Origin of the sequence: Psychrobacter sp. T6-6, from assembly GCF_052258185.1 — a bacterium.
Lineage (GTDB): Bacteria > Pseudomonadota > Gammaproteobacteria > Pseudomonadales > Moraxellaceae > Psychrobacter.
This window is the reverse complement of record NZ_JBQQEX010000005.1, coordinates 137,841-162,671: the sequence shown is the minus strand read 5'-3', so window position 1 is coordinate 162,671 and position 24,831 is coordinate 137,841. Positions and strand designations below refer to the sequence as shown.

25 protein-coding genes are annotated in these 24,831 nt (G+C 47.8%); all 25 read left to right on the top strand.

Annotated features, from left to right (window positions below; translation table 11 throughout):
• Positions 1-217: 217 nt before the first annotated feature.
• Positions 218-2,587 (top strand): VgrG-related protein, encoded by a 2,370-nt coding sequence (locus ACTXGL_RS09845; RefSeq protein WP_443526582.1) that lies wholly within the window; start codon positions 218-220, stop codon positions 2,585-2,587.
• A 54-nt stretch (positions 2,588-2,641) separates the two neighbouring features.
• Positions 2,642-3,145, top strand: coding sequence for a hypothetical protein (locus tag ACTXGL_RS09840; RefSeq protein ID WP_443526580.1), 504 nt, complete (start codon positions 2,642-2,644; stop codon positions 3,143-3,145).
• A gap of 273 nt (positions 3,146-3,418) precedes the next feature.
• Positions 3,419-4,120 (top strand): hypothetical protein, encoded by a 702-nt coding sequence (locus tag ACTXGL_RS09835; RefSeq protein WP_443526579.1) that lies wholly within the window; start codon positions 3,419-3,421, stop codon positions 4,118-4,120.
• 50 nt (positions 4,121-4,170) lie between these two features.
• The gene (locus ACTXGL_RS09830) at positions 4,171-4,920 is read left to right on the top strand and encodes a DNA-directed RNA polymerase subunit alpha C-terminal domain-containing protein (RefSeq protein ID WP_443526578.1); all 750 of its coding nucleotides are present in this window, start codon (positions 4,171-4,173) and stop codon (positions 4,918-4,920) included.
• 83 nt (positions 4,921-5,003) lie between these two features.
• Positions 5,004-5,936, top strand: a complete 933-nt coding sequence (locus ACTXGL_RS09825; protein ID WP_443526576.1) for a hypothetical protein — start codon at positions 5,004-5,006, stop codon at positions 5,934-5,936.
• A gap of 12 nt (positions 5,937-5,948) precedes the next feature.
• Positions 5,949-6,368: an HIT family protein gene (locus tag ACTXGL_RS09820; RefSeq protein WP_443526575.1), complete on the top strand. Its 420-nt coding sequence runs from the start codon at positions 5,949-5,951 to the stop codon at positions 6,366-6,368.
• A 9-nt stretch (positions 6,369-6,377) separates the two neighbouring features.
• Entirely contained in the window at positions 6,378-7,280 is a 903-nt protein-coding gene (locus ACTXGL_RS09815) for a hypothetical protein (protein ID WP_443526574.1), read from the top strand.
• On the top strand, positions 7,277-7,807 hold the full coding sequence (locus ACTXGL_RS09810) for a hypothetical protein (protein ID WP_443526572.1): 531 nt from the start codon (positions 7,277-7,279) through the stop codon (positions 7,805-7,807). Before ACTXGL_RS09815 ends, ACTXGL_RS09810 begins: the two co-directional genes overlap by 4 nt.
• Positions 7,808-7,818: 11 nt before the next feature.
• Entirely contained in the window at positions 7,819-9,372 is a 1,554-nt protein-coding gene (locus ACTXGL_RS09805) for a hypothetical protein (protein WP_443526571.1), read from the top strand.
• A gap of 270 nt (positions 9,373-9,642) precedes the next feature.
• A complete protein-coding gene (locus ACTXGL_RS09800) occupies positions 9,643-12,276 on the top strand; it encodes a phage tail protein (RefSeq protein WP_443526570.1) in 2,634 nt (877 codons plus the stop codon).
• A gap of 2 nt (positions 12,277-12,278) precedes the next feature.
• Complete coding sequence (locus tag ACTXGL_RS09795) at positions 12,279-13,085, top strand: hypothetical protein (protein WP_443526568.1); 807 nt, start codon at positions 12,279-12,281, stop codon at positions 13,083-13,085.
• 24 nt (positions 13,086-13,109) lie between these two features.
• Complete coding sequence (locus tag ACTXGL_RS09790) at positions 13,110-13,682, top strand: phage baseplate protein (RefSeq protein WP_443526567.1); 573 nt, start codon at positions 13,110-13,112, stop codon at positions 13,680-13,682.
• A gap of 14 nt (positions 13,683-13,696) precedes the next feature.
• Entirely contained in the window at positions 13,697-13,990 is a 294-nt protein-coding gene (locus tag ACTXGL_RS09785) for a hypothetical protein (protein ID WP_443526565.1), read from the top strand.
• Entirely contained in the window at positions 13,983-15,176 is a 1,194-nt protein-coding gene (locus ACTXGL_RS09780; protein WP_443526564.1) for a hypothetical protein, read from the top strand. Before ACTXGL_RS09785 ends, ACTXGL_RS09780 begins: the two co-directional genes overlap by 8 nt.
• Positions 15,173-15,739 carry a hypothetical protein gene (locus ACTXGL_RS09775; protein WP_443526562.1) on the top strand — a complete coding sequence of 189 codons (567 nt, stop codon included), beginning with the start codon at positions 15,173-15,175 and terminating at the stop codon, positions 15,737-15,739. The genes ACTXGL_RS09780 and ACTXGL_RS09775 overlap by 4 nt, the downstream gene beginning before the upstream one ends.
• A gap of 49 nt (positions 15,740-15,788) precedes the next feature.
• The gene (locus ACTXGL_RS09770) at positions 15,789-16,208 is read left to right on the top strand and encodes a hypothetical protein (protein WP_443526561.1); all 420 of its coding nucleotides are present in this window, start codon (positions 15,789-15,791) and stop codon (positions 16,206-16,208) included.
• Positions 16,209-16,220: 12 nt separating this feature from the next.
• Positions 16,221-16,439 (top strand): hypothetical protein, encoded by a 219-nt coding sequence (locus ACTXGL_RS09765; protein WP_443526559.1) that lies wholly within the window; start codon positions 16,221-16,223, stop codon positions 16,437-16,439.
• A gap of 203 nt (positions 16,440-16,642) precedes the next feature.
• Entirely contained in the window at positions 16,643-18,457 is a 1,815-nt protein-coding gene (locus tag ACTXGL_RS09760) for a hypothetical protein (protein WP_443526558.1), read from the top strand.
• Between the two features lie 99 nt (positions 18,458-18,556).
• A complete protein-coding gene (locus ACTXGL_RS09755; RefSeq protein WP_443526557.1) occupies positions 18,557-19,198 on the top strand; it encodes a hypothetical protein in 642 nt (213 codons plus the stop codon).
• Between the two features lie 70 nt (positions 19,199-19,268).
• Positions 19,269-20,360: a BspA family leucine-rich repeat surface protein gene (locus ACTXGL_RS09750; RefSeq protein WP_443526555.1), complete on the top strand. Its 1,092-nt coding sequence runs from the start codon at positions 19,269-19,271 to the stop codon at positions 20,358-20,360.
• Positions 20,348-21,043, top strand: coding sequence for a hypothetical protein (locus ACTXGL_RS09745; protein ID WP_443526553.1), 696 nt, complete (start codon positions 20,348-20,350; stop codon positions 21,041-21,043). Before ACTXGL_RS09750 ends, ACTXGL_RS09745 begins: the two co-directional genes overlap by 13 nt.
• A gap of 79 nt (positions 21,044-21,122) precedes the next feature.
• The gene (locus ACTXGL_RS09740; protein WP_443526551.1) at positions 21,123-21,479 is read left to right on the top strand and encodes a hypothetical protein; all 357 of its coding nucleotides are present in this window, start codon (positions 21,123-21,125) and stop codon (positions 21,477-21,479) included.
• Positions 21,480-21,517: 38 nt separating this feature from the next.
• Positions 21,518-22,246, top strand: coding sequence for a hypothetical protein (locus ACTXGL_RS09735; RefSeq protein WP_443526550.1), 729 nt, complete (start codon positions 21,518-21,520; stop codon positions 22,244-22,246).
• Between the two features lie 83 nt (positions 22,247-22,329).
• A complete protein-coding gene (locus tag ACTXGL_RS09730; RefSeq protein WP_443526549.1) occupies positions 22,330-23,718 on the top strand; it encodes a hypothetical protein in 1,389 nt (462 codons plus the stop codon).
• An 82-nt stretch (positions 23,719-23,800) separates the two neighbouring features.
• Entirely contained in the window at positions 23,801-24,700 is a 900-nt protein-coding gene (locus ACTXGL_RS09725; RefSeq protein ID WP_443526547.1) for a hypothetical protein, read from the top strand.
• Positions 24,701-24,831 lie beyond the last annotated feature (131 nt).

The window sequence follows — 24,831 nt, the reverse complement described above, 5'->3', positions numbered from 1 at the left end:
AATTATAATACAGCAAAGGCTTTTAGGGCAAACAGGGGGCAATGCGTCCTTACTTCTACCTTTACCCGCAGGAAACACACTTTACCTAGTAAAATGACATTTTAGGGGGTAAATGCTAGAAATACCCCTAAGCTGGGAAACAAAGGAACACCAAGGCCGCCGTATCGCTTAGCAATGCCATAATCTAATGACTGAATTATCAAATAAGGCATAGATCATGACATACCTAAACTACGATGCTGGCGGCTTTATCGTTGGCGTTAATAAAATGAATGAGGGGATCGACCGCGTACACGACGACACGCAAGAGATTATCCAAATTTTAAAGAGCCAAAATCAGATCGCTAATACGCGCATGACCGAGCTAACAAGGGCGGTCAAAGCGTCAGTCTATCAAGCCAACAGTCAAACCCGCGTCAATAACAACCGTGACCGCACCGAAAGAAGCCGAACCTCGTCCAGTCAAACCCGCATTACTGGTGAACCCGCCAGCGTAACAAGACGTGCACCAAGCAGCACACAGCGTGCGCAGTCAGGTCGTGAGACACAATCAAATAGCAGCACTCAAAATATTGGCAGCCAAACCCGCAGCGCTGGACGCAACCAAGGCGGGAACCAAGCGAGTGATGATGCGATACCGATCAGCCGTGATAGTGCTAACGCCAACAGCCGAACGCGTACTTCTAACGGTAATACAGACGTGTCAGGACGCGAACGTGACGCGAACGGTCGTTTCATTGGGGGTGGCGACTCAAGATCGAGTACGGCGGGTAAAAACGGCGGTTTTGGCTCACTGGGTGTAGGTCGTAGTGATACCACTGGCATTGACCCGCTGGTAGACAGTTTTAGAGAAGCAAAAGATCTTCTATCCCCGCTTGGTCGTGCTGGCAAGCTGGCAACACGCGGCGCTAAATTTAGCCTATCAAAACTAAAGGCTATGAAGCGGCGGGAACCGTTGCCAAATGATCAAGATCGCCACAACAACGAGAACGAGAAGCTACTAGACAAGATCTTAAAAGCCATTAGAAAACAGCGCGGCGGCGCTGGCGGTGGGTTGCTTGGCGGCTTACTTGGCGGCAGTGGTCGTGGCGGCGGCCTTAAAAAGCTATTCAAAAGTATGGGTGGCCTAAAGGGGTTGGGCGTTATTGGGGCGCTGGCTGGTACAGCCGGGCTTGCGATGGACTGGGATAACCTCGATCATCAAGGCAAGTCGGAGGGTGTGGGTAAACTGGCTGGCGCTGGCGCTGGTGCAATCGCTGGTGCAATCGCTGGATCAGTCGTGCCAGTCGTCGGCACAGTGGTTGGCGCAGTCGTTGGTGGTTGGCTTGGTAGTGAGGGCGGCGAATGGCTTGGCGGGGTTGCCTCACCATACATTGAGAGTTGGACAAGTGCGATCACAGCCTACAACTTGCCAGCAAAAATGAGCGATACATGGGATAACGGTATTAAGCCGTTTTTTGATCGTATGGACGCCCTGGCGGGTAAAATGAGCGCGTGGCTGGATAAAAAAGCGTCCGACATTGGTGATGCGGTATCATCTACTGGGGCTGGGCTTAGTGAAGCGCTTGGACTGGCAGATCTTGGCTCAGTGTCCGAGAAGTACGAGTCAGGCGGTCGCGGCGTTGATACGGTATCTACTGGCGCTGGGGATCACGGCGGCGTGTCTTACGGTACACACCAACTATCGTCAAAAACTGGCACTATGGCCGCTTATCTAAAAAGCCCCGAGGGTAAGAAGTTTGCGGGGGAGTTTGCGGGGCTGTCTGCTGGCTCAGCTGCTTTTAACAAGCGTTATAAAGACGTGGCCAGCCGACGAAGTGACGAGTTTGAGAAGTCGCAAAAGGACTACATTACCCGAACGCATTACATGCCAGCCAAAAAGATCGCAGAGGGTTACGGCTTTGACACCAGTAATCGCGGTATTCAGGAGGCGATCTATTCACATTCAACGCAATACGGCGCTAACCATAAGTCACGGTTTAAGCGGGTATCAGAATCAGGCGTTGATATGACCGACAACGAGGCTGTGTTAAAAGCGCTTTATGCAGACAAGGCGCGTTATGTCGATAGTGACTTTAAAAGCAGCAACGCAAACGTAAGGGATGGTGTGCGTAACCGCATCAAGAGCGAACAGGCAGACGTATTGGCCATTGCTAAGGTATCGGACGTTAAGAACGTGGTCAAAGATGCCGTCACACAAAAACAGCCTGAGAGTAAGGAGGTTGAGGGTTCGCTGGCAAGCAAGGCTAAAAACAACAGTAGTGCGCTTGGTGTTCAGCTTGGCAAGATGACACCCGATAAGAGCGCCGCTGGCGTTAGCGGTAACTTTAGCGACAACACACCTATGATTTTTGATGCAAGCAAGCCAGCTGGCAAGGATCTTGGTTATGCCCCCGCAAACTTTCCTACCTCGCCTATGCTCAGCGTGCCTAACATGCCAAAAATTAAACAGCGCGTCGATAGCGGCGGCGCTGACAAGCCGATCATGATACAGAGTAGTAATGACGGCATTAATCAAAACGTATCAGATCGTAGCTTGGCTCATGCTATTACTGGCGGTTTAGGTCAACAGCGCCAGTGGGGGTGACGTGGCAGTATAGGCGGTGCTACAATCAACAAACTTGTTACATAGGGGTTAATTATGCAGTTACAGACAGTTTTAAAACGTGCCAGCATTGGGTTGTTGGCTGGCATGGCTATGATCAGTCAAGTACAGGCGGCCGACCTATCAAAAAACGATAACTTGATGTGCGCCGCTTACATGGATATCGCAGTAGAAGATCTTTACCCGCTAAAAGCCATACCGTATGAAAAGGCGAAGCAAATGCTGGGTAGTCGGTTTATGCGCTTGGCCAGCGTGTCGGTATCAACCAACCAGCCAATTAGCACGGTCGTTGACAGTTTCATTGAGTCACGGAACCAAGCAAGGGTGGACTTGATCAAGACAAGCCAGCTAAACGCTATGCGCTTATACACTGAACGTGAGATCTATGCCTATGCTCAGTCTATCGATAAGAAGACAAGCCAGCATTGTTTGAAAGGCAATGCCAGTTATGAAGCATTAACCAATGGCCGCACCGTTGAGCAATTAACAGCCATGGCCGTTGAGGTATCAAACGAGTTTAAGAAGCGCGGCGAAAAATAGCAGATCGTTCGGACATTTAAAAAGCCCTCGTTAGAAATAGCGGGGGCTTTTTGCTGGCAGGTGATAAGCCGTTAAAATGTAATATTACGTCAAATTATTTTATATAAAACGAGCTTATTTTATCTTTAAGTGTTTATATACGGTAATTAGGTGTACTTATAATAAATCACTTGTTTGGTTGACATGACGTAAAATTACGTCTAATATTCAACTTATCGAGTCGATTGCGGCTTATTTATGCTGGCACGCCAGCCATTGCTATGAGGTATTAAAATGTCTTCTTACACTAAAGCGGAAAAACTAAAGCAATTAAGAAAAAGAGCAGCTGAGCTAGATTTAACTTTTAGGGTTGGATCTTTTTATATCAACAACAACCAATCGTATGAAATTATAGATAGAACGTCAGGCGTAAGGGTTGCTAAAAGCCTTACGATAGATAGCGCGTGGGATGACCACGAAAACAACGATTTTATGAGCGATTTGGCGAAAGTGGAGATACCAATGAACGCGCACTTGACGGCTATCAAGAAAGAAAAAATGGCTAACCTAAAGAAAACTACTGATTTTGATCATAACTATCACAATAGCCAAAAACATTCATCAAGCAATATGAGCGAGTATGTGCGCCACAACCTTGATGTTTACAATCAAGTAATGGGGCTGGACGCGGTTTACCAAAACGGCCAGTCTTACTATCATGGCGATCATTCTTTACCTAGCACTCAGCTTGAGCTAAGCGATCTTGGCGGTACTGATGCAAGATTGCTAAAAATAAACGCGCTTTATGAAAGTGATTTTGATAAGGCAAGTTACGCTGAGTATTTGCAAGAGATTATCGATGATTTGGCGCTGGATGAAGTAAAAACAATCGATGATTTATTTCATCTATATGTATTGTTAATGGACAATAACGGTTTTGCTAATACATACGCTGACAATCTTGATATAAAGCCAGTTTTTAACGACCACGAATAAACCAAACGAGCGCCTTAACTGGCGCTCACGCTATCTTAAGGATAAACCCTATGCAGAACGACAAAGTATTACTTTTAATCGCCCAGCGCCGCGCTATGGGCTTGAATATGACCGAGTTTGCAGACTTGCCTAACGTTGAGCAAGACAAGCGCGTCATTGCCGATTATGAGAGCCGCCGCCGCAAGCCAGCTGATTCGTATGATATGTCGGTATTTATGGTGGCCTCGCATTACAACCTATTGCTAGAGCAGCTGAATCGTGACATAGCTAGATTCAACCTAAGTAACCCGCGACCAGCCGCCGAGGATCGCTTGTTACTACCATTTTTTGAGTATTTATCAGACTTTACGTTCGCCACCAGCAATACCAGCGTTACTTACTGGCGAATTTGGCAAGCAGCGGTAGGGCACTTGGTATTGGCTGGCAAGATCACGCGCCTAAACGATGAAGCCCCTATCCCCGCCAGCTTTATCAATACGCTATTTTGGTTAAAGGGCGGTTACGAGCACGATTTAGTTATTGACGAGATCGAGGGCGGCGCAGGAAGCCAAACGCTAGACAAAGACGATATATTTACGAGACTGGTTAAAGATTTAGAAATGACGGTTAGGACTACAAATTGTCTGTTAGCCGCTGGCGTTAAAACCATAGGTGAGTTGGTTAGCTTAGACCCTATCGAGGTCATAGGTATTAATCAGTTGGGCAAAGGTAGCTTGAAAGAGATTGAATCGAGGTTAAGTGACCTTGGTTTATCGTTAAGCATGACAGAGGGCGATATTAAGCACTTTAGATCACAATAGCCAATAGGAACACCCCACCAGCCAGCCCCCGCAAGCCCCTTAAACTAGACGTATTCACTACGTTTATTTAAGGGGCATTTTTTATGTCAAAAAGAACAGAGCCAATTACCTACAACCTAGCAGACCGTGACCGCAAGCATGTTGGCGTTGATCGATCAGACATGAACATTCGATCGATGATCGAGCGTATTAACGCGCCTGACACACAAGAGCTTGTTGCCAGCGGCGATCTATACGGTTACTACGGCCATGAGATACGCGCACGTTTTGGCATGAACCCGCCTGATGTTTGGGTGAACCCTAAAACTGGCGAAAATATCCGTATCGAGCCAGCCCTACGCACAATCGAGCTAAGCGCCGACAGTGACGGCAATGTCACATCAAGACATGAGTTTTTAGATACCGATACTGGTAAATACTCACAGAAACTTTATACGAGCAAGGCTGGCGGGTTTAGCAGCGCTGTTATGCGTAAGCGCGGCGCAGCTGGCAAGTTTGATATCACAGGTTTTTATGGGTTCGACTATGTGCGACAGCCAAACTACAACACCAACCGTGGCAATGGCATGTTCGATAGCTTGTTTTGGCTTGATGAAGATGAAGCTGAAATGGCTTTTGACAGCATGGACGGCTTAACCCCGCAGCAAGCCAGCCACAAATCAGCACTTGAAGCCGCTATTTTGCACCAGTACGACAGCATAGTGACCGCCAATAACGCCGACACCATGATCAGCCATTACCAAAATGAGTTAATGCGATCGCAGGACGAGCAGATCAGCCGCCGAGAGAAGTTGGAGCGCCTACGCCAGCGCCGCCACGATCGCAAACTAGAGGTTTATGACGGCCTGATTTGTCCGTCAGTGTCGTTTGATGAAGCCGTGGCACAGTGGGATAGTTTCAACGCACAGGGCACAAGCGATGCCGACCTACGCACGGCAAGCGATAGTAAGAAAGCTGATGCCAATCAAAAGAGACAGCAGCGCCGCGAACGCACCCGCATTTTTAAAGGTCGCTAATTAGGGGGTTGTATGAGTAAGCACTATAAGGCTGGCTGTGTGTTTTGTGATCACTCAAAAATACAGGCTGGCGATATAAGAGAGCACCACTTGAGAGGCGTTGATTTTCTGTCTTTTACGCCGCTTAACCCTATAACGCGGGGGCACTTGGTGGTTATACCAGTGCCACACGTTGACGATGCCAGCGCCGCGCCTGAAATTACTGGCGCAACGTTCGAGCTGGCCGCCACGATCGCTAAAGATCTTGGCTTGGATAACTACAACTTAATCGTGAATAAAGGTGCTGACGCAGATCAGACGGTTTTTCATTTGCACGTCCACATTGTGCCGCGTTTCAAGGGCGATGACACGATAACGATTTGGAATACCAGCGAGGCAGTACAAGCACGCTCAGAATTTACCGACCGACCAACCATTTTCAGACGCACTTAGGAGATTATTTTGAACAAGGTTAGCCGTTTGTTATCCCCGCTAGAATCAATACAGAACGCATGGGGATTAAAACTAAGGGATTTTCGTCAATGGTGCACGCCAGCTGGCCAAAAGTCCATTAGAGACTGGAAAACGCGCCGCATTGAGGGCGCTATCATCGTGGCCAAAGGTAGCATGGTTGATGATGTTGAAAAAATGCTAAAGGCGGTACAAGAGAACGAGAACGCCGAGGCGATGGGTGACACGACCAATTCAGGTACGTCAGTCAATCTACCAGTCATGGTGACGGCAATCAGTGCTATTGAGTCGTCGCCTGAACGAGAAGTCGTTATTGGTTCCTCAACGTGGCAAAACGTGGTGATCCCAACCGACCCGCTACAGCGTGTCGTACAGGCGAGAACAGCGGCCGTGGGTTATCGATGCCAAATTGCCTTTTTTGCGCCTGACCCTCACGCCGCGTCATCAATTACTAACCAGCTTGTCAGTTTTTGGAAGCACGAAGCCAAGCGCAGTTTCAAGGTTAATTATGAATTGGGTTTTGCTGGCGAGTCGATCATTAGTGATCAATGGGATTTTAGAGTGGTAGAAAACAGCCTATACCCTGATAAGGCAGAAGTAAGCATTGAGACAGTGCACGCCGTGACGATTGATTGCGTTGTGGTAGGCGTTGAGCCAAACGTGGTGGGCTTGGGCGGCTATGACGATGACATTACCGATACTGGCGAACCTGACGGCAGCATACCGCCACACTTGCCACCAGTAGGCGGCCACCGTGACCCACCTGAGAAGCTAAACAGCTTTGTGATCGAAGCGGACGTGATCGAGCGTAAAGCGAACCGACACACCCGCGTAACCGCCGATCCGATTACTGGTGAGATCAATCAATACGATATTAAGGACGACACACCATGAGCGATAAAAAACCCGCCAATCCAAACGCCGTTTATATCGACGCACGCGCCGCTACCTATGACGGCGAAGCCATACGCATTTTAGCCGTTACCCTTACTGACAGCGGCAAGATCTTGATCAGTAAAGAGGCTGAGTGGCGCGACCAACCGACAGCCAAGGGCGACACGATCGTTGTTACCGACACGCCAAGTGTTTTTAACCACTGGGGCTTGGCGTTCAACGAAAAAGAGCAGATGCAAGCGGTTATGTCTGCTTATAAAGCCGTACAAGCCGCTGGCTTGTTGGTGCTCAGTAGCGAGGTGCAGCGCTACGACCCCAAACAGGTTATTCAGACGCGTAAGGTTGATGAACGCGGCAAGGCGCTCGACTTTGACAGCATGGGGATTAATAACGGCCATATTGCGGTATTACTGGCAGTATGGGCGGCAAGATCAGCACACGGTGGTTATGTCATGACCCGCCAGCCCGAAGCCGAACAGGGCGAGGCGCAGGACGACGAGTTCGACATGATGCCGTTTAGCATTTAGGCGGTGGCGGTATGGTTGATAGTTTATTAGAGCTACCTGAATGGCTAGAAGTGTGCGACCGATACCGCTATGACATAACACGTTTTGCGGTTGAAGCGTTAGACATGACGATCGAAGCAGGTCAGGCCGTAACCCCGCAGCAGGAATTGCTTTTTGAGTCTATCCAAATTCCAAGTAGTCGCACGTCCGTTGCGTCAGGTCACGGTACAGGTAAATCACGTAGCGCTGGCATCATTGCGCTATGGCACTTACTTTTTTACCCTGAATCGGTCATGCTTTTTACCGCGCCGCAAATTGGCCAGCTAAGGACGGTCGTTTGGAAAGAGATTAATATTTGTATTCAGCGTTTACGCAACAACCCCGCGCTGGGCTGGCTTGCTGATTTTGTCGTGGTACTGGCAGAGAAGATCTACATCAAAGGTTTTAAAGATACGTGGTTCGTTTTCGCCAAGACCGCGCCTAAACATCAACCGACCAACATTGCTGGCCAGCATGGTGATCACTACATGGTGTGGGCTGACGAGGCTTGCGGTATCGATGATGCGGTGATGGAGGTCGCTATCGGTGCACTGACCCATGAAAACAACAGAGCCGTACTGACGAGCCAGCCAGCGACTAACACTGGCTTTTTCTATGACACCCACCACAAACTAAGCTACACAAACGGCGGCGTTTGGATATCGTTAGAATTTAACGGCGAGTTATCCCCGCTGGTGAGTGAATCCAAGCTGATCGAGGCGCTATACCAGTATGGCAGCCGTGATCATGCGGGTTATATGATTCGCATACGTGGCAAGTTCCCCGAGCTAAAGGGTAAATTCTTACTGACGCGCTCAGAAATAACACAAATGCTTAAGCGCAAGCCAGTGGTCACGGAGGACGACGAGTACGGCTATATCATAACTGTGGACGTTGGCGGTGACGTTGGCCGTGATAGCAGCGTGATTAGTGTGTTTAAGGTGGTCGATAAAGACTACCAAGGCCGCATTGAGCGCCATGCGCACTTGATCGATATACCGCTATTTAGCAACCGCGCCAATATTAACGAGTTGAAAGCCAAGATCTATGCCACCGTTGCCGAATATGCTGGCGCGACCATTGTTATCGATCCTATGGGCGCTGGCATGGGGTTATGCCAGTCACTTAAGGCCGAGGGCTTGTATTTTGAAACGGTAAACTGGGGCGTGCCTTGTTTTAACAACAACCTAAAAACGCTTTACTTCAACAAACGTGCTCACGCCTATGTGACCATGGCAAAAACCGTTGAGCGTGGCATATTCAGTATTGCGCCAAAAGTGCGCCGTATGCACCAAACAATAACTAACCTTGAAACGCAAATGAGCCGCTTGCCGTACTTCTTTGATGAAAAATCACGCTGGGGCATTACCAGTAAAAAGGACATGCTAAAAGACGGTATCACCTCACCCGATATTGCCGATACATTCGCGTTCGCCTTTATGGAGAACATCAATTACACGCCAGCAAACAAGGTCGGTTTCAAAGGCAGTGACAAGGACAAGCAGCAATGGGAGGACTTGGACGAATTAGCTGAGCTTATGGGATAAAGCAAACATTAGTTTTATTCTATTTTTTTTGGCCAAAAACGCGTTTGTATATATATCAATAACTTAAGTCTTAAATAAATTCTGCAGGATTGATAAATAACTAAACGGTTGTTTGTTGGATAAAGACGAAGCCACAAGCAAAAAAAACCCGCCGTGACCGTCACATGACCGTCACATGACCCTAATAAAAGCGATGGAACACAGCCCAGCACGCCAGCTGGCACGCGGTAAAATTATTCATACTCATTAATTGAATAGCGAATAATAATTATGACGGCAAGCACAACACCCATTGTTCTTAAGATCACCAGTGCTGGCAAGCAAGCGGCGCTACAAGCCAGCGGCGATGATACAAAAATACTTATCGATCTAACCCATGTTGCCGTTGGTAGTAGCGGGTACACACCGTCAGGCGGTGAAGTCTCACTGGCTAATGAAGTCGGTCGCAGTGATATCGTGTCAGGCGAGGTGGTAGGCGATACCTTACGCTTTACCAGCACCATGCACACGGACGAAGTGACGCCAGTGTATGAAATGGGCGTATTTACCAAGACAGGCGTTTTGTTTGCGGTGGCCGCATCGAGTGCAGACCCACTTGTCACGCTTTACCCTAACATTGCGTTTGTGGTCGCGTTTGGTATAACGATAACCGATATCGATACAGGTAGCGTCACAGTCAACGTAGACCCTAACGCCAGCTTAGCAACCGCTGTTATGCAAAACCACTTGGCGGCAACCGATCCACACCCGCAGTACGTGCCGTTAAGCCGCTTTCAGCTTTTACTTGATGTTATGTTCCCAGTCGGTTACTTACACCACACCAACAGCACAGCCAACCCAAAACCTGAGTTCGACCAGCTGCTAGGCATCGATACCGCTTGGCGTAGGCTGGCGGGTAAGATCATCGTAGGTACAGATCCAAGCGACGACTATATCAAGGACGTGGGCTTGGTTTTAGGTCAAAAGGGTATGACAACCCCCGCAGTCAATAACGAGCGTCCGAACGTTTACCCGCTTTACACTAAAAACATTTTTGAGCGTTACAACCCTGATGACGTGATCGAGACTGTGTGGAATGTGACCGCCGATAAAACATCGATCACCGAGGGCGGGGCGGTGCGTTTTTCGGTGACGGCAAATAACGTGCCTGATGGTCAGATTCTTAACTGGACGGTAAAAGAGGGCGCGTTAAACAGCGGTAGCAATGACATAACCGCGCCTGATAAGTCCGAAAGCGGCACAGCTATCTTAAGAAATGGCATAGCGTATATCGACTTTATCACCACGCCTGATGACAACGCCGACGAATCCCAAAAGCATGTACGGCTAACCATAGGCGCACCAGCCAGCCTATCGATCAATGTACCGATCAATGATCTTGGTAATACTGAATCGATCGTCCATATCACCCAAAGTACCACTAGCGGCCTACAGCTTGACGAGTATTACAAGCAACAAAGCGGTAGCTACCCTACGGCAACCGATAAGGTGCGCTTTATCGTAGATGAGGGCGTGGACATTATCGCGCCCAATACCGACACGCCAGCCATAACAGAGGGTGCAAACTGGCCAGCTGAATCACAGCCAGTCGTTGAGAACCACGGACGCATTTTAGGGCGCGGCGGTGATGCGGGGCGTAGCGCAAGATCGATTGATGACAATGAATCACCATTACCGATCAGCACATACAGCGACTACGCTAATAGAGAGCGCCGACTCATCCCCGCTGTAGCAGGTGGTGATGGTGGTACGGCTATAAAAGGCGAAATTACGGTTGAGAATTACGGATTAATCGCTGGCGGCGGTGGCGGTGGTGGCGGTAGTAGCGGGTTTATGGTCAATAAGAGTTCTACATTGCCGTCTTACGGCGATACTGATTATAAGTATCAATTTATGTTTTATGGCGTGGTTGAGGCTGGCGTGGGCGGCGGTGCACCACTTGGTAGCGCAACTTATAACTACACAGGCGTTAAAGCCTTTAATCAGCGCCATAACATCGATATTAGCGACTATTATCCAGCGCTAGGGGTTAATGATGTTGTTATGTCAGCTAGTGTTTCCGCTAATTTATGGCAAGGTGCGCCAAATTATCCAAATAGTGACCCTATCGTAAAAGAGGATGGTACTTATGCCGTTAGGATTGACTGGCGAGATAGTACGGTACAAACACCAAGCGGCGGCCATGTACCTAGTGACGATCATATAGACCATGTTGTGAGGAAACCGTGGGGCACTGTATCGAACGAGCAAGCGTACCGCGCCGATTTTTTCGACAAGATTAATCTGCCAATACCTGATATGGGCGGTGATGACTACTCATTGTTTAACGGCATTGCAGAGTATGGCAACAGGTCAGAAAATGTCACCTTGGCTGAAATAAAGCGACAAGGTGAGTTTATGATGAGTTATGAGGCAAAAGACGGTGATTTGCTGACAGGCGGTCGCGGTGGTGCGAACGTGTGGGATTCGCCTTTTGAAACTCAAATGTATACCGACAATTATCAGCTATCGGACGGCAAGAAATGGCGCTTTACAAGGGCTATCACCAAAAAACCCGCTAGTAGAGCGCAGCTTAACGAGTGGTACGGCTCAGGCGCAACAGATAATGGCTCAAATTTTTATAACGATACATACACTACTGAGCTGGATTTTTACAACGATGTGAAAGGCGGTAACGGCGGTGATGTTGGTGAAGCAGGTCAAGCAGGATCGGTGATACCTGAATATGTAGCAATAGCAACAAATGACACCAGCGGTTATAACGAATTGCGAATCGCTAAAGCAGATACGGCCGAGTTAAGCGTATTCCGCACGCCAGCGGCGCAAGGTGGCCTTGCTGGATTCATTAAAGAGGGTGAGGTAACGATCACCAACTATTCAGCTGGCACAACCAAGGGGCGTTAATCATGGCTGACGCTATCATATTTAAAGTAACCAACGCTGGCAAGCAAGCACTTGCCAGCGGGGGCGCTGTATTGTCTCACTTGGCGATCGGTACAGGCAGACATGCCAGCACTGGTGATGAAACCCAGCTTGTAAGTGAAGCGGCGCGATACGCGATCATTAGCGGGGGCGTTGAGACAATCAGCAACGTACTACGGTTTAGCGCCGAGGTTTTTGTTAGTAGCAATCAATCTGTGTTTGAGGTGGGCGTGATCACTGATGACGGCGTGTTATTCGCTATCGCCAGTTCAAATGCAGCGCCATTTTTTGCCGTAAGCCCAACCCAAAGCCTTATGGCCTCGTTTGGTATGTTGCTCGATGACAGCGAAGTCGCTGGCGTGTCGGTAGCCAATAACAATCATAACAAGCCACTGGCGATCATGGAGGGGCACTTAAGCACACATAACCCACATGGCCAGTATTTAGACATACCGCAAATGCAGCACTTGCTTGATACCGCTATCCCTATCGGTTACTTGTACTTTAGCCACAGTGATATAAACCCAAAGCCGTTGTTTGACGAGCTTTTAGGGGTAGAGACTTACTGGCGGCGCGTTAAAGGCAAAATTATCGTTGGCTCAGATGGTAGTGACAAGTTTGTTGAGGTGGGCGGCTTTACGTTAGGGCAAGAGGGTATGACGACCGAGGCAGTACAACAACAACCGTCTATGTATAAATTGCACACAACGCATATATGGGAACGAATATTACCTTATAGATACTTCTACGACGGCAAACATAACTACGACGGCAGCGCCAGCTACCAGTAACCAATATCAATCAAGGACAAAAAAATGAGTAATTTATCCCTAACCCCGCGTTGGAACCCTGATATAAATCAAGTTGACATAAACGAGCCAATTTTAGGCGGTGACGGCGGTAACGCCAACCAAGCAACCCGCCAGCTGGGTGAGAATGTACTATGGTTGCGTGAATTGATTGAGAAGCTAGAACCAATCAAGGTGAATGATATTTACACCACCACTATAAACCACGCCAACGCCGCCGCCGTAGCAGCGCATCATGGCTATGGGGAGTGGGAACGATACGCGGAGGGTAGAACGCTTGTGGGTTTTTCCACCAAGTCAAGCGACCCTGACGACTACAAAACCATGGGTAATGAGTTTGGTGAAAATAAGCACCAACTGACCAAAGAGGAAATGGCAAGTCATAAACACCCAATGATGTTGCAAACCAACCCTGATGGTGATTTACAAAACCCAGTTGATGTAGATTCAAGCGTCAAAGGCGAGTTCAGCACTATCAACTTTTCAGGCGATGAGATCATGAAAGAGGTAGGCGGCGATGAACCTCACAACAACATACAGCCGTCACGCGTTGTTGGTCATTGGCTGCGCACAGCTTAATAAGGCGATCTTTTATGCAAAATATCTACCTAAACGCCGTTAGAACACACGTTGACTTACTGGTACGCCGATCGCGTACCGATAAGCTGATCGTGTGGGATATTGGCACGGACGAAGTGCACGACCCCAGCTTGATTGCTTACCGTGCCTATGGGAACCGCGATAATGCAGATATTGTAATGCTATGCGCTGGCACGAACCGCATAGGGGAACCGTTGCCGCGCCGTACAATCTTTTTACCCTTGCCAGCAAACTTAGCACAGCTTAAGCGTGAGCACATGAGTACAGGGGATAGCATCAATGGATGATTACCCCGAGGACTTTTTAAGCCCTGATCGTGAAGACAGCACCAGCTATCAAGATCGACAGCTTAACGGCATGACGCTTGACGAGCTTAGACGCTGGCGAACACAGATAGGTAAAACCGTTGGTCAGCAGCGCAAGCACGCCAGCCGCCAAAAACAATATTTTAAGGACGTGCTACAGGATATCGAGCACGGCGAACGCCTGACGACCAAAAAACTACAGTCATTGGTTAAAACAGCCAAAAACCGCGCTGGCATTAGTGCTGGCGAGTTATTGGAATTTACACTAGGCGATACCAAGCGCAACCGCGAGTTAAAAAAGACGCTTAACGCCGCGATACTTGATGCCTATCTTGCCAATGTCAAAGCGGCCTCAAACAAGTTCTTAGGCGGTATCACGCCCCAGCAAGTGATCAACCAATCCCGCGTAGAAGATATCAAGCGTGCTAATACTCAGATCCACCTTGCCAGCGTGTTTAAGCGCAAGGGTAACGTGATTCATTTTGTCACGAACGCGGGTATCGGTAGTAAGGACACGCACCACTATGTCACGGTACAGTTGCTCGACTATCCAAACTTGCTGCTAGGTCGCACCAAAGCGCCAACCGTTGTTGACGTTAAAAATGCGGTTATTGACGGCAAAATTCGCTTTGACTGTGATTGCGGTCGTCATCGCTACTGGTACAGGTATGTGGCCACCGTTGGTAAGTATAATTACGGCATTGACGAGAACCGTTACCCCTCAACACGTAACCCTAAATTAACTGGCGTGGCTTGCAAACATGCCTTACGTGTCATGAAGTACGTCACCAGTGCGCACATGATCGCCAAGATCAAAGATTATGCGCGTGAAGACATAGCCAAGGCCAGCAACCAAGTGAAGTCGCACCGTAGGCCAGCCAAGACGCTAGAACGTGAAGCCATGAAGCAAACCGAGGCGCTTAACAACTGGAACGGCCGTTTGCATTGGAGTAAGCGGATTAAGCAAGCCGTTACCGCCGCTGAGAAGCAAATCAAGGCTGAGCAGAAGCGCCAGCAAACCAAGTCGCCCCACCAACCCACGCAAGCCGAACGCGCCAGCTACCAGTACGCCAAAGGGCAGATGGGTAAAAAGAACGTGCCAGCCAATTTTAAAGAGATCTATCAAACCGAGATTAACAACTATCAGAAAAAATGGGGCAATAAATGAGCTTACGGATAGAAAACGAGCTAGTAACCAATGGCCAGCGCTTAACCAATCGCATTATCACCTTGCGCAGTCAGTCAGTGATACCGACATTCGCTTTTAGACGTGTGGTTGTACCAGTCGGTAACAGCACAGACGACCGCGCCAGCGATACATGGTCAGGACTTGGTACGGTAAGCAATAGCGACGAGCACGCGATCGATTATGAGCCATTAGGTCATGCAATGGTGTTAATGCTCGATAGCTTAGGCGGCGCGTTTCACGATACTGGCGGTTTTGTCTTGCCCGAGGAAATGTCATCAATCGTACTGGTTGAGCCTTACGATATCGAATTAGAGGGCGATGAACGCTTAAAAAATATGCCAAACTGGGAACCGAAAAAAGGCGATCTTCTTTGTTTTATGTTGAATGGTCATAAGGAGTACCACGAGGTTACAGGCATCATGGCGCAAGCAATGCTTGCCAGCGCTGGCAAGCGATACGCATTGTCGCAGCGGTTCGATCTTGATTATCTTGATGCGTTTGATGAAGCTAAGATCAAGGACGTTGCCACGCCCTATGAGTAAGGATACTTGGTTATAATAGAGGTGAAACAATAAGATAGGATGGTTGGCCATGATTAACTATATCGAAGTTGGCAAGCTGGTTCCCGCCAATAAAAAGATCAAAAAGCATAAGTGTTGGGGTGTTTTTGATACGTTGTGGGATGAAGTGCAGCGCAATTATGCCGATAGAGAAGACTTGGCAGGTTTTAGCAAAAACGACTGGCGCAGCGCTTATGATCGCGCCTTGCATCTTGACGACTTGGACGGTTGCGTTATGAGCACTGTACCACTGGATAGTATCGTTAAGAGCTTTTTACTGGGTTATTGTTATCATGGATGGGTTAAGCGCTTTAATTATGCAGGGTATTTAATGGTCGCGCCAGCCATGTTTAAACCTAACAACATTCCAACACGCGTAAAATTCAAAGACGGTAAAGGCTGGCAAGCGCTTAGAGGTGTTGTTGGATTCACGCCACCAACTATGGATTAATGGAGTAATGGTATGAATGACGCAATCGTAATAAAAATTGGCAGCGCCTTGTTGAAAGCAGATACAAGCTGGCTATGGTCAGGATATAACGCAACTACCGCTGATTATAAAAAAGCTATGATGTTCCATAGTATAGAAAGTGCAAAAGACTACTATAAAGAAATGTGCGGGGTTGTGAAAGATAAAGGTGAGGTTAGTTACATGCGTCTTAGTATGGAGATAGCGCAATGAACATAAGTTTTTACATGCAGCGTGATATGAAAGCGAAAGCCAAGGGTTAAAACCCATCAAGTCTATTTATAAAAAAGCCGCCTAACAAGCGGCTTTTTTGCGTTTGGAACACCCCTAAAACGCCCATTTGAAAGCCTATTAATATTAATCCTATCAGTTTAGACGTTCTATCACTATCCAACCGACCATATAGGATTAATCCCATGGATAAGAAGCAAGCAGCACAATTCGACTCAGCAGCACATAAAGAGGTGCAAGCAACGCGCCGCCTTATGCGTTTTTTGGGCGACCAACATAACAACGGCGATCAGGTTGCCGCGTTTGACTCAATGCTGGCAAGTCACAGCAAAGGCCGTGATGTGGCTATGAGTGAATTACCTGAGTCGCTACAACGTATTTTAAACAGTAAATACATGGAAGACGGCCAGCAAGCGGTATTTGATGGTTTAGAAGACGGTATTATCGAATTTAAGCGCCGTAACGGTGGTGAAATGCCGTCAGAATATGCGCTTGCAGCAGCATTGACCACAGCGGCCGCGCCGTTTGGTGGTGGTGAGAAGCAAGACGCTGGCGCTGAATATGCGTTTGATAGCTTAACACTTGGTCATCATGAGGCGCTATCAATCGTGCCAGCCGCAACACAGGTGATTATTGCCTACGGTATCTCTAACTCACTACCGCTACTATCAATGCTACCTAACCCAATGGGTAGTAACGAATTGCCAATCGTTTACGGCACAGCGGTTGCAGGTTTAGACATGGGCGTTATGACTCGCGGCGAATTGATGGACGGCGACAAAGCGGGTATGCCATACCTTGAAAACCGTCATACATTAGCTATGGAAAAGACGGCCGCTGGCACGTTCTCTCTTGAATCGCATGTGGCCTACACAGCACACAAGCACACCGATAAAACAATCAAATTTGTGGTGGATAAAGACTCATCTACAGCGCCGTTCTTAGGCGGTCGCGTTACCGTTATGGTAAAAGGCATTGAGATTGCCAATGACAAACATCGTGATCACCCAACCAACGGTGGCCGCAGTGTGTTACAGCCGCTAGACCCAGTAGAGATCGGTTCAGATACTTATATCGTAACAACCGCCGTTGCTGATCTTGATGCCAACACCGTTACCGTTAATTTTGACACAGCAAACGGCGTTGATCCTGAAGACTACGACGTAACCGTCGAATTGATCTTTGACTACGAGCGTAAAGACAGCAACGGTAACAGCATTTTGCGCGAACCATCGGTAGATATGGAGTTCTTACACCGTTCTATCTATGCACACCCGCACCGTTCACGTTCAACCGCGTCAATCGATGCAATCACCCAGCTATCTAATGAGCTTGGTATCAACTGGTACGGCGCGGCGCAAACAATCGCTATGCAACGTTACTACTTTGAGCAGACAGGCCGCTTATTGCGCACCGCGTTTAATATGTGTATGTCTAACCAAGATCCTAAAAATGGCCGCGTGATTACGTTCGACTTTAACAAGACAGGCGTATCACCAACCAACCTACCTGATGCGTTCTCTAACATCAATATCACGTTGGGGCTGGCGCGTACTCGCTTATCTCGTTCTATCAATATGGCGATCGCAGGTTACGATCTTTATGTATCAGATCGCGGCGCGGCGTTCTTCTCAGGCATGGGTGGCCAAAACTACGAATCAACAGGCGTACCGTTTGGTGATCAGTATTCGGTCTACCGTATTGGCCGCCTTAAAAACAACGGTGCAAACGTTTATTACGTGCCAACAAGCATGGGCGTTTTTGACGAAGAAAACGACACCACAACCGCACACGCTTTGTTAGTGCCACGCGCTATCACGCCAGCACAAGCGCCGTTCGTAGGCTTTACCGCAGTACCGCCGATGGTACTAGCGTCTAATGCTAACGCGTTTGAAAAAGACGTGGCCATTTATAGCCGTATGGCTGGCGAAGTAAACCCAGTTCCACGCTATCGCAACCAGTGCATGTTGATTGAAATGATCAACTTGCCAGCGCTTTAATAAGTAAGCACAGGTTTAGCCACTAAAAGCCTTGCTGTCATAAGTGGCAGCAAGGCTTTTTTTAATCATAATTTTAACCACTACCCAAGGACTACCAATATGTCAGACGTAAAAGCATTACCTGAAAACCTAGAGCAGCTAGAGCAGCTAACAGAGTTCAAGCGCGTATATAAAAAATATACGGTTGATCAGCTAGAAGATCTATTGACCGAAGCCGAAGTAGATTACCTAAGCGCTGATAATAAGTCAGAGCTTACATGGCGTTTGCTCGATCATCGTAACTTTGATTTTGAAGCCGCGCTTGCCGAAGCGAACGGCGAACAGTCAGAGCCACAACCTGAGCCACAAGACGCGCCAGCTGACGAAGCAGACGAGCAGCCAGCACCGCAAGACGAGCCGACCGATACGCCAGCTGATGAAGCAGAGCCAGCACCACAAGACGCGCCAGCTGACGAAGCAGACGAAGCAGCAAGTCGCCCTCAACGAATAAACCCTAGAGAACGACAACAAAGAATGTTTAGAGCTTTGAACGCCGCGCCAGCTGGTACGGCAGAAGCAGATCATGTGGCCGTTTTCAATACTGGTTCGTTCCCTTTTTTTGAAACGGCGACTGGTACGCTGGTTCCCGCTAAGAAAACAACTAAGATTTACCCTACGGCCTCAGCTGATAAAGGTCAGATCTTGCGTAACGTGAAGCAGTACAACCACACACGCGGTAATAAGCTACGCGTGAACAACTAAAGTATTGGCGCGTTGGTGGCGATCGTAAGCAATTTCGATCGCTATTTTTTAACATCATAAGGGGTTTATTATGATCGAGAGTAAAACGTTAGGTAGCGCGGCTGGTATCCAGTATCAAGGCGTTATCGATAAGACGGAGACAAGCAGTTTACCGTCATTGGCCAATGGGGTTGTTACTGGTAAATTCAAACGTGGCCGCATGGACAAACCGTTCAAAGTTACGCCGAGCACCTATCAGGCGTTATTAGGCCGCGATCCGTCTAATCCGAGCTATTTAGCGGTAGAAGACGCGTTCAAGCGCGGTATTAGTCAGCTTAGCGTATTGCGCACTGGCAGCAGCGCAAGCGGGGCAGCCAAGCCAGCGATTCCAGTTAACACAGGAACCGTTATTTTTAGCGTTGAGAGCTACGAGAACTCATCTAGCGAATATCCAGTATATATTTATATAGAAGATCCAGTGGGTGACTGGTCGCTTACGGAGTCAGGCGAAGTTATCGCTGATTCAACAGGTTTTACCGCTAATGGTATTGAGGTGGATATTTACGACGGCGGTGTTGATATGTATCTAAAGATCGCCGCAACTGAGGTTAAGAATTTTGAGCTTGATGCGACAGCCGTTTATGTTGATATATCTTACGACGGCAACCATACTGAGACAACCAGCGACCCATTAGCTAAAGTTGTTATCAGTCAATTTTCGTCAAAAATACCCAGTTTCACAACTGGATTGCCAAACACACTACTAACCGTACCTGAATATATACCACCAGAATTAATTGATATTAGCTATCTTTTTTTTCGAGCAAACTTATTCAATCAAGACATTAGCATGTGGGACGTAAGCCATGTGATTAATATGAATAGCATGTTGCAACAGGCTGGCATGTTCAACCAAGATCTGTCTAATTGGTGCACACCTAATCTACCGTTTGGTGCTGAATATTTTGATAAAGGCGCTGACGCATGGGTGTTACCTCGTCCAGTGTGGGGCACTTGTCCACGCGGTGAGAACGGTCGAACCGATTATGTTGCTGATCTACCACTACCAAGCCAGCAACCAAGAGCACCTAACAGCTATATTCGAGTAACCCCAGTAACGCCAGTAGACGGTCTATTGGTTGGAGAGTCAAACAATACAGGAGAGGGTTTATGGCTGTCATAGCAGCTTGTTTAAAAACACGAATTAACAATCAACCATTCGAGATTCAAAATTTTGTCGATCTTGATTATAACGAAGCGCCAATATCCAGCAACGAACAATTATCAGCTATGCGTCTGCTAAAGCGTTTTTTTACAGGGCTTGATGGGTGGAAAATCCTTATGCCTGATATGCCTGATCCGTTTGGTGGCTTAGGCGGCATGGGTGATTTAAGCGCACCACCTGATGAAAGCGGGTTTATGATCGGTTCTCTTTTTGGTATCGAACACCCGCAATCGTTGACGGCCTACAATGAGCAGGAATTTAGATTAATGCTAAGCAATCTAAAGTCTGTGTTTACACCTTTTGGGTTTAGCGATCTAGTCGCTGCTACTGATCTTAACGACTTGCAACAGCTTATTGATACTGAGATCAACAGTCAAAATTCAACATATCAAATAACCGTTTATGTGGAACCCATAACCCTAGAGATCCATCGATGCAGCGAAAGCGATATAGACTCGCTTTTTGTGGAAGGTGTGCAAAGGCACGTTGATATGTTTGATTCGATAGTAGAAATGCTACCGCACCACTCACCAACGCTTGATGCAGACAATTACGCGCCAGCATGGTATGACCCATTTTTAGATACGATATTTTTTAAATCTCAATATGGTATTCATCAAGAGTTATTAAACGTAGCATGATAACGGAACACGCTAAAAGCCCTTAGTACAACAGAGCCTATACTATAAAAACAGTATAGGCTTTTTAATAGGATTAATTATGATCGAGAGTAAAACACTAGGTAGCGCGGCTGGTATCCAGTATCAAGGCGTTATCGATAAGACGGAGACAGCCAGTTTGCCAGCGTTAGCTAACGGCGTGGTCATTGGCAAGTTTAAGCGCGGCCGTATGGATAAGCCGTTCAAGGTCACAGCCAGTAATTATCAAGCGTTACTTGGCCGCGACCCCACAAACCCTAATTACTTAGTCGTTGAGGACGCGTTCAAGCGCGGTATTAGCGAGGTAAATATATTGCGTACAGGTGGCGGCACAATCGTTGAGCCAACAAGGTATAGCTATCTTGATTTATCGTTAGGCAATCCTGATCCAAATATCGCTATTCTTTCAAACACCTAAATTATTATATTTAACGACTAATAAACAAGAGGTAATTTATGTTTTATGCCGCATGTACCAAGGTACAGATAAATGATGGTGCACCATTCTTAATCAGTTTTTCAGATACTTATTTTCGTGATATTGTCGATCAGATGCCAGACGCAGACTTTGAGGACGCGGCTATTTTGACATTGCTAAATGGCTTTTTTCTACCTAGCGATGGTTTTATCAATGAGGGCTGGGGGCAGTATCTCCCTATAATTAATCTTAATAGCCCCGAAGCAGAACCCGCTATTATGGGGGTGCTGTTAAGTCCTAACGCTTATAGCGACTACCCAAACCAAAGCACAAACAGCCTCGCTTGCTTTACTCAAGAGTTAATGAGAGATTTTTTTGCTAGCAGCACTCCCATTAGTGAAATGTACACCCCTGAGCAGTGGGTAGAGGCGATCAGAACAACGCCGTTTGACGAGCTACAGGATCTTCTCAACCAAGCGTCAGGTGGCGGCATAGGACTTACAATCAATAACGCGCCAGCCACGCTAAGGGTGATGCCTTGCACGGACGATGACATGGCAGAGCTTGACCCATGGGGCGGCCTTGACTTTCCTAGAAAAGATATCTTTGATCTTGTAAAGGCGCGACTGACTAATACCAACGGCGCTTTAAATGAAAAAGGCTTAGCACCCGCCACGTATCATGCTGATGGTGATTATGTTGAATTTCTATCAGAGTGTTCTATGGTTTTTTCATTTCCCGAAGCAGAAGTGGGCTTGCCGCGCTAATATTGGCCATGGAACACCCCTAAAAGCACAAATCAAACCTTGCCTATACTGATTGAATACCAACACAGTATAGGCAATTTATTATGAGCGCTCAGACCCTTTATTTAAGTATTCTAGCGTCTTCTATGACGCTTACGGAGTCACCCAACCCCGCAGCGCTGGCAAGCGTTGAGCTTGTCACACAATACGCGTTTGACTCAAACGTTGTGGCAAAAGTTGTGGCGGTCGATGAAAAGACTTTTGCACCCAGTGAAGATCCCCTAAACAACCTTGTTTTTAAGATCAGTTTTAGCGACAAGATCGACGGCAGCGTATTAACGGAGTTAAAAGGACGTTTATACACTGGTGGCGGCGTTGAAGCGTTAGAGGAACAGCACGCCGACGATTTTAGCTATATCACAGGTAAGCTAGACTTTTACGGCGCACTAGATAGCAATTACGACTTTTTCGAGTCGGTCAATACCAGTTATAGCGCAAACGATGCCGCCGCGATCATGACGGCGCTTGATGCCATGGGCGCGTTAAATGAGCTTGGGGCGTTTAGAACCAAAGAAGTTGAGTTGGCCGTACCAGCCAGCACCGTAACCGATCTTACGCCAAAAGAGATCAAAAACGCATTGCTAGACATGCGCGACCGTCCACGCTATCTAGTGTGTTGTGAGGTGGCAAGCCTACCTAATATTGAAGCGCTGGCAGAGGTTATGGGTAAGATCAACTGTCACGTATTGCTTGATATTGGCAATATTACCGACTGGCAATCAGCGGTCGCACTGACTGAAACGCTAAGCATTAACGACCATCGTTTTTGGGTGTTTTGGAACCCTAACAAGTCACGCCCTAGCACCGCAACAACCGTACTGGCGCGTAAAAAATGGCGACCTTGTGTTGGTGACTACCTCGCACAACTATTGATTCGCAATGCCGCCAGTAACGCCGCAGGTATCCCGCCGATCTATCGCCCGATTGCGGGTTACGACTTCCCAGTATCATTCCGTGATATGGAAAAGATCAGCGGCTTAACGCTTGACGAAGAAGCGCAAAACGCCCTTGCCAGCGCTGGCGTGAACGTGGTCATCAATGAACGCTTTGAGGGCGGCGACCGCTTTATCTATGGCGATGCGCTAACCCAGTACAACAGCAAGACAAGCGCCTTACGCTTGATCAACTCGTCCGAGATTGAGACTTATACCGCCAATGTCGTGATCGGTATCACCAAAAAGCATTTACTAAAGGGTATGAGCAGCTTTATTAAAGATGCGACCAGTGAGTGTGAGCGCTTTTTAGACGCGTGCGTTGTTGATGATAGCGGTAAAGGCTTATTGGTGCGCTCGTCGGAGCTTGGCGGCCGTTATTACGCGCTCAGTATCACGCCACGCGCTGATGATCCGTTCAGCAAGGCAGATATCAAGTTTAGCCGCCGTCCGCAAGGTTGCGCACGCCAAGCATTTTTAGAAACCACAGTAACGAAGTAATAACCCCGCTGATCGCCAGCACGCCAGCGTTAGCGATCAGTACCAACCACAGTGTAAACACCTATTTTTTTAAGGAATAATTATGTTAAACCCAATGATGAGCCAACGCCGCCGCGATCGTAACCATGAGCGCCAACAAGCCCAGTTTGACGCGCTAAACCCAAAAGATGCCGCCGACAAGTTGGGCGCTGATCCAATCAGTGAACGTATGGCTATGGTCGCAACCAGTCAAATGCGTATTCAGGCACTATCTGTGTCCTTTATGCTTGCCGCCACGCTATCAGAAGCCGACTATGACGACGAAGATATCTTGCCAAGCGAAGTATTAGACGCGCTAATGCTTGAAGCGTTTGTCGATGATGACGACGAAGATATCGAGGGTATCGATCAAGACGTTAAAAACGTATTTTCAGCCCACGTTGCCGACGCGTTATCTACCCTTGGCGTTGAAGACTCAGTGATCGATGATATGTTTGATGATGACGTTGAAGTGGCAGACGCCGCAGCGCTTGCCGCCGCCGAAACGGTACTAGAGAACATGCCTGATGATGGTGATGATTTTGATGTGTTTGTGGCCGCGTTCGCTTATAGCGATGAAGACGTAGACGATGCCGAGGAATCAGGCGCGTTTGACAGCATGGACGGCCAACAGCCGCAGTTTGACGCCGCTGGTAAAAAATTACGCGTTGGCAAAAAGACGGTGAAAAAAGTCAACGGTAAAACGCTGACCTACAAAGCGGTTAAAGCGATCCGTAACGGTAAGAAAGTGACTATCAACAAGCGTATCGGTGGTAAGCCATTGCTTAAGGCTGGCCAAAAAGCCGCGCTTAAAAAAGCACGTAAAAAAGCGGGTACAGGCAGAGCGATTATGAAGCAAATAAAATCGTTCAATAAGGGCATGAAAATGAATATTTACAAAGGTAATAAAAACCGTTTAAAAGCCTTACAAAATGCGGGTTCATCACGTTATTTTAACTCTTAATAACGACTTGCTAGCAACGAAAAAACCGCCTCATTATGGGGCGGTTTTTTTATTGGAACACCGCCAACGACCCGCCAAGCTATCCACCTACAATAGAGAGATAAACACTAACATTCATTTTATACAGGTGG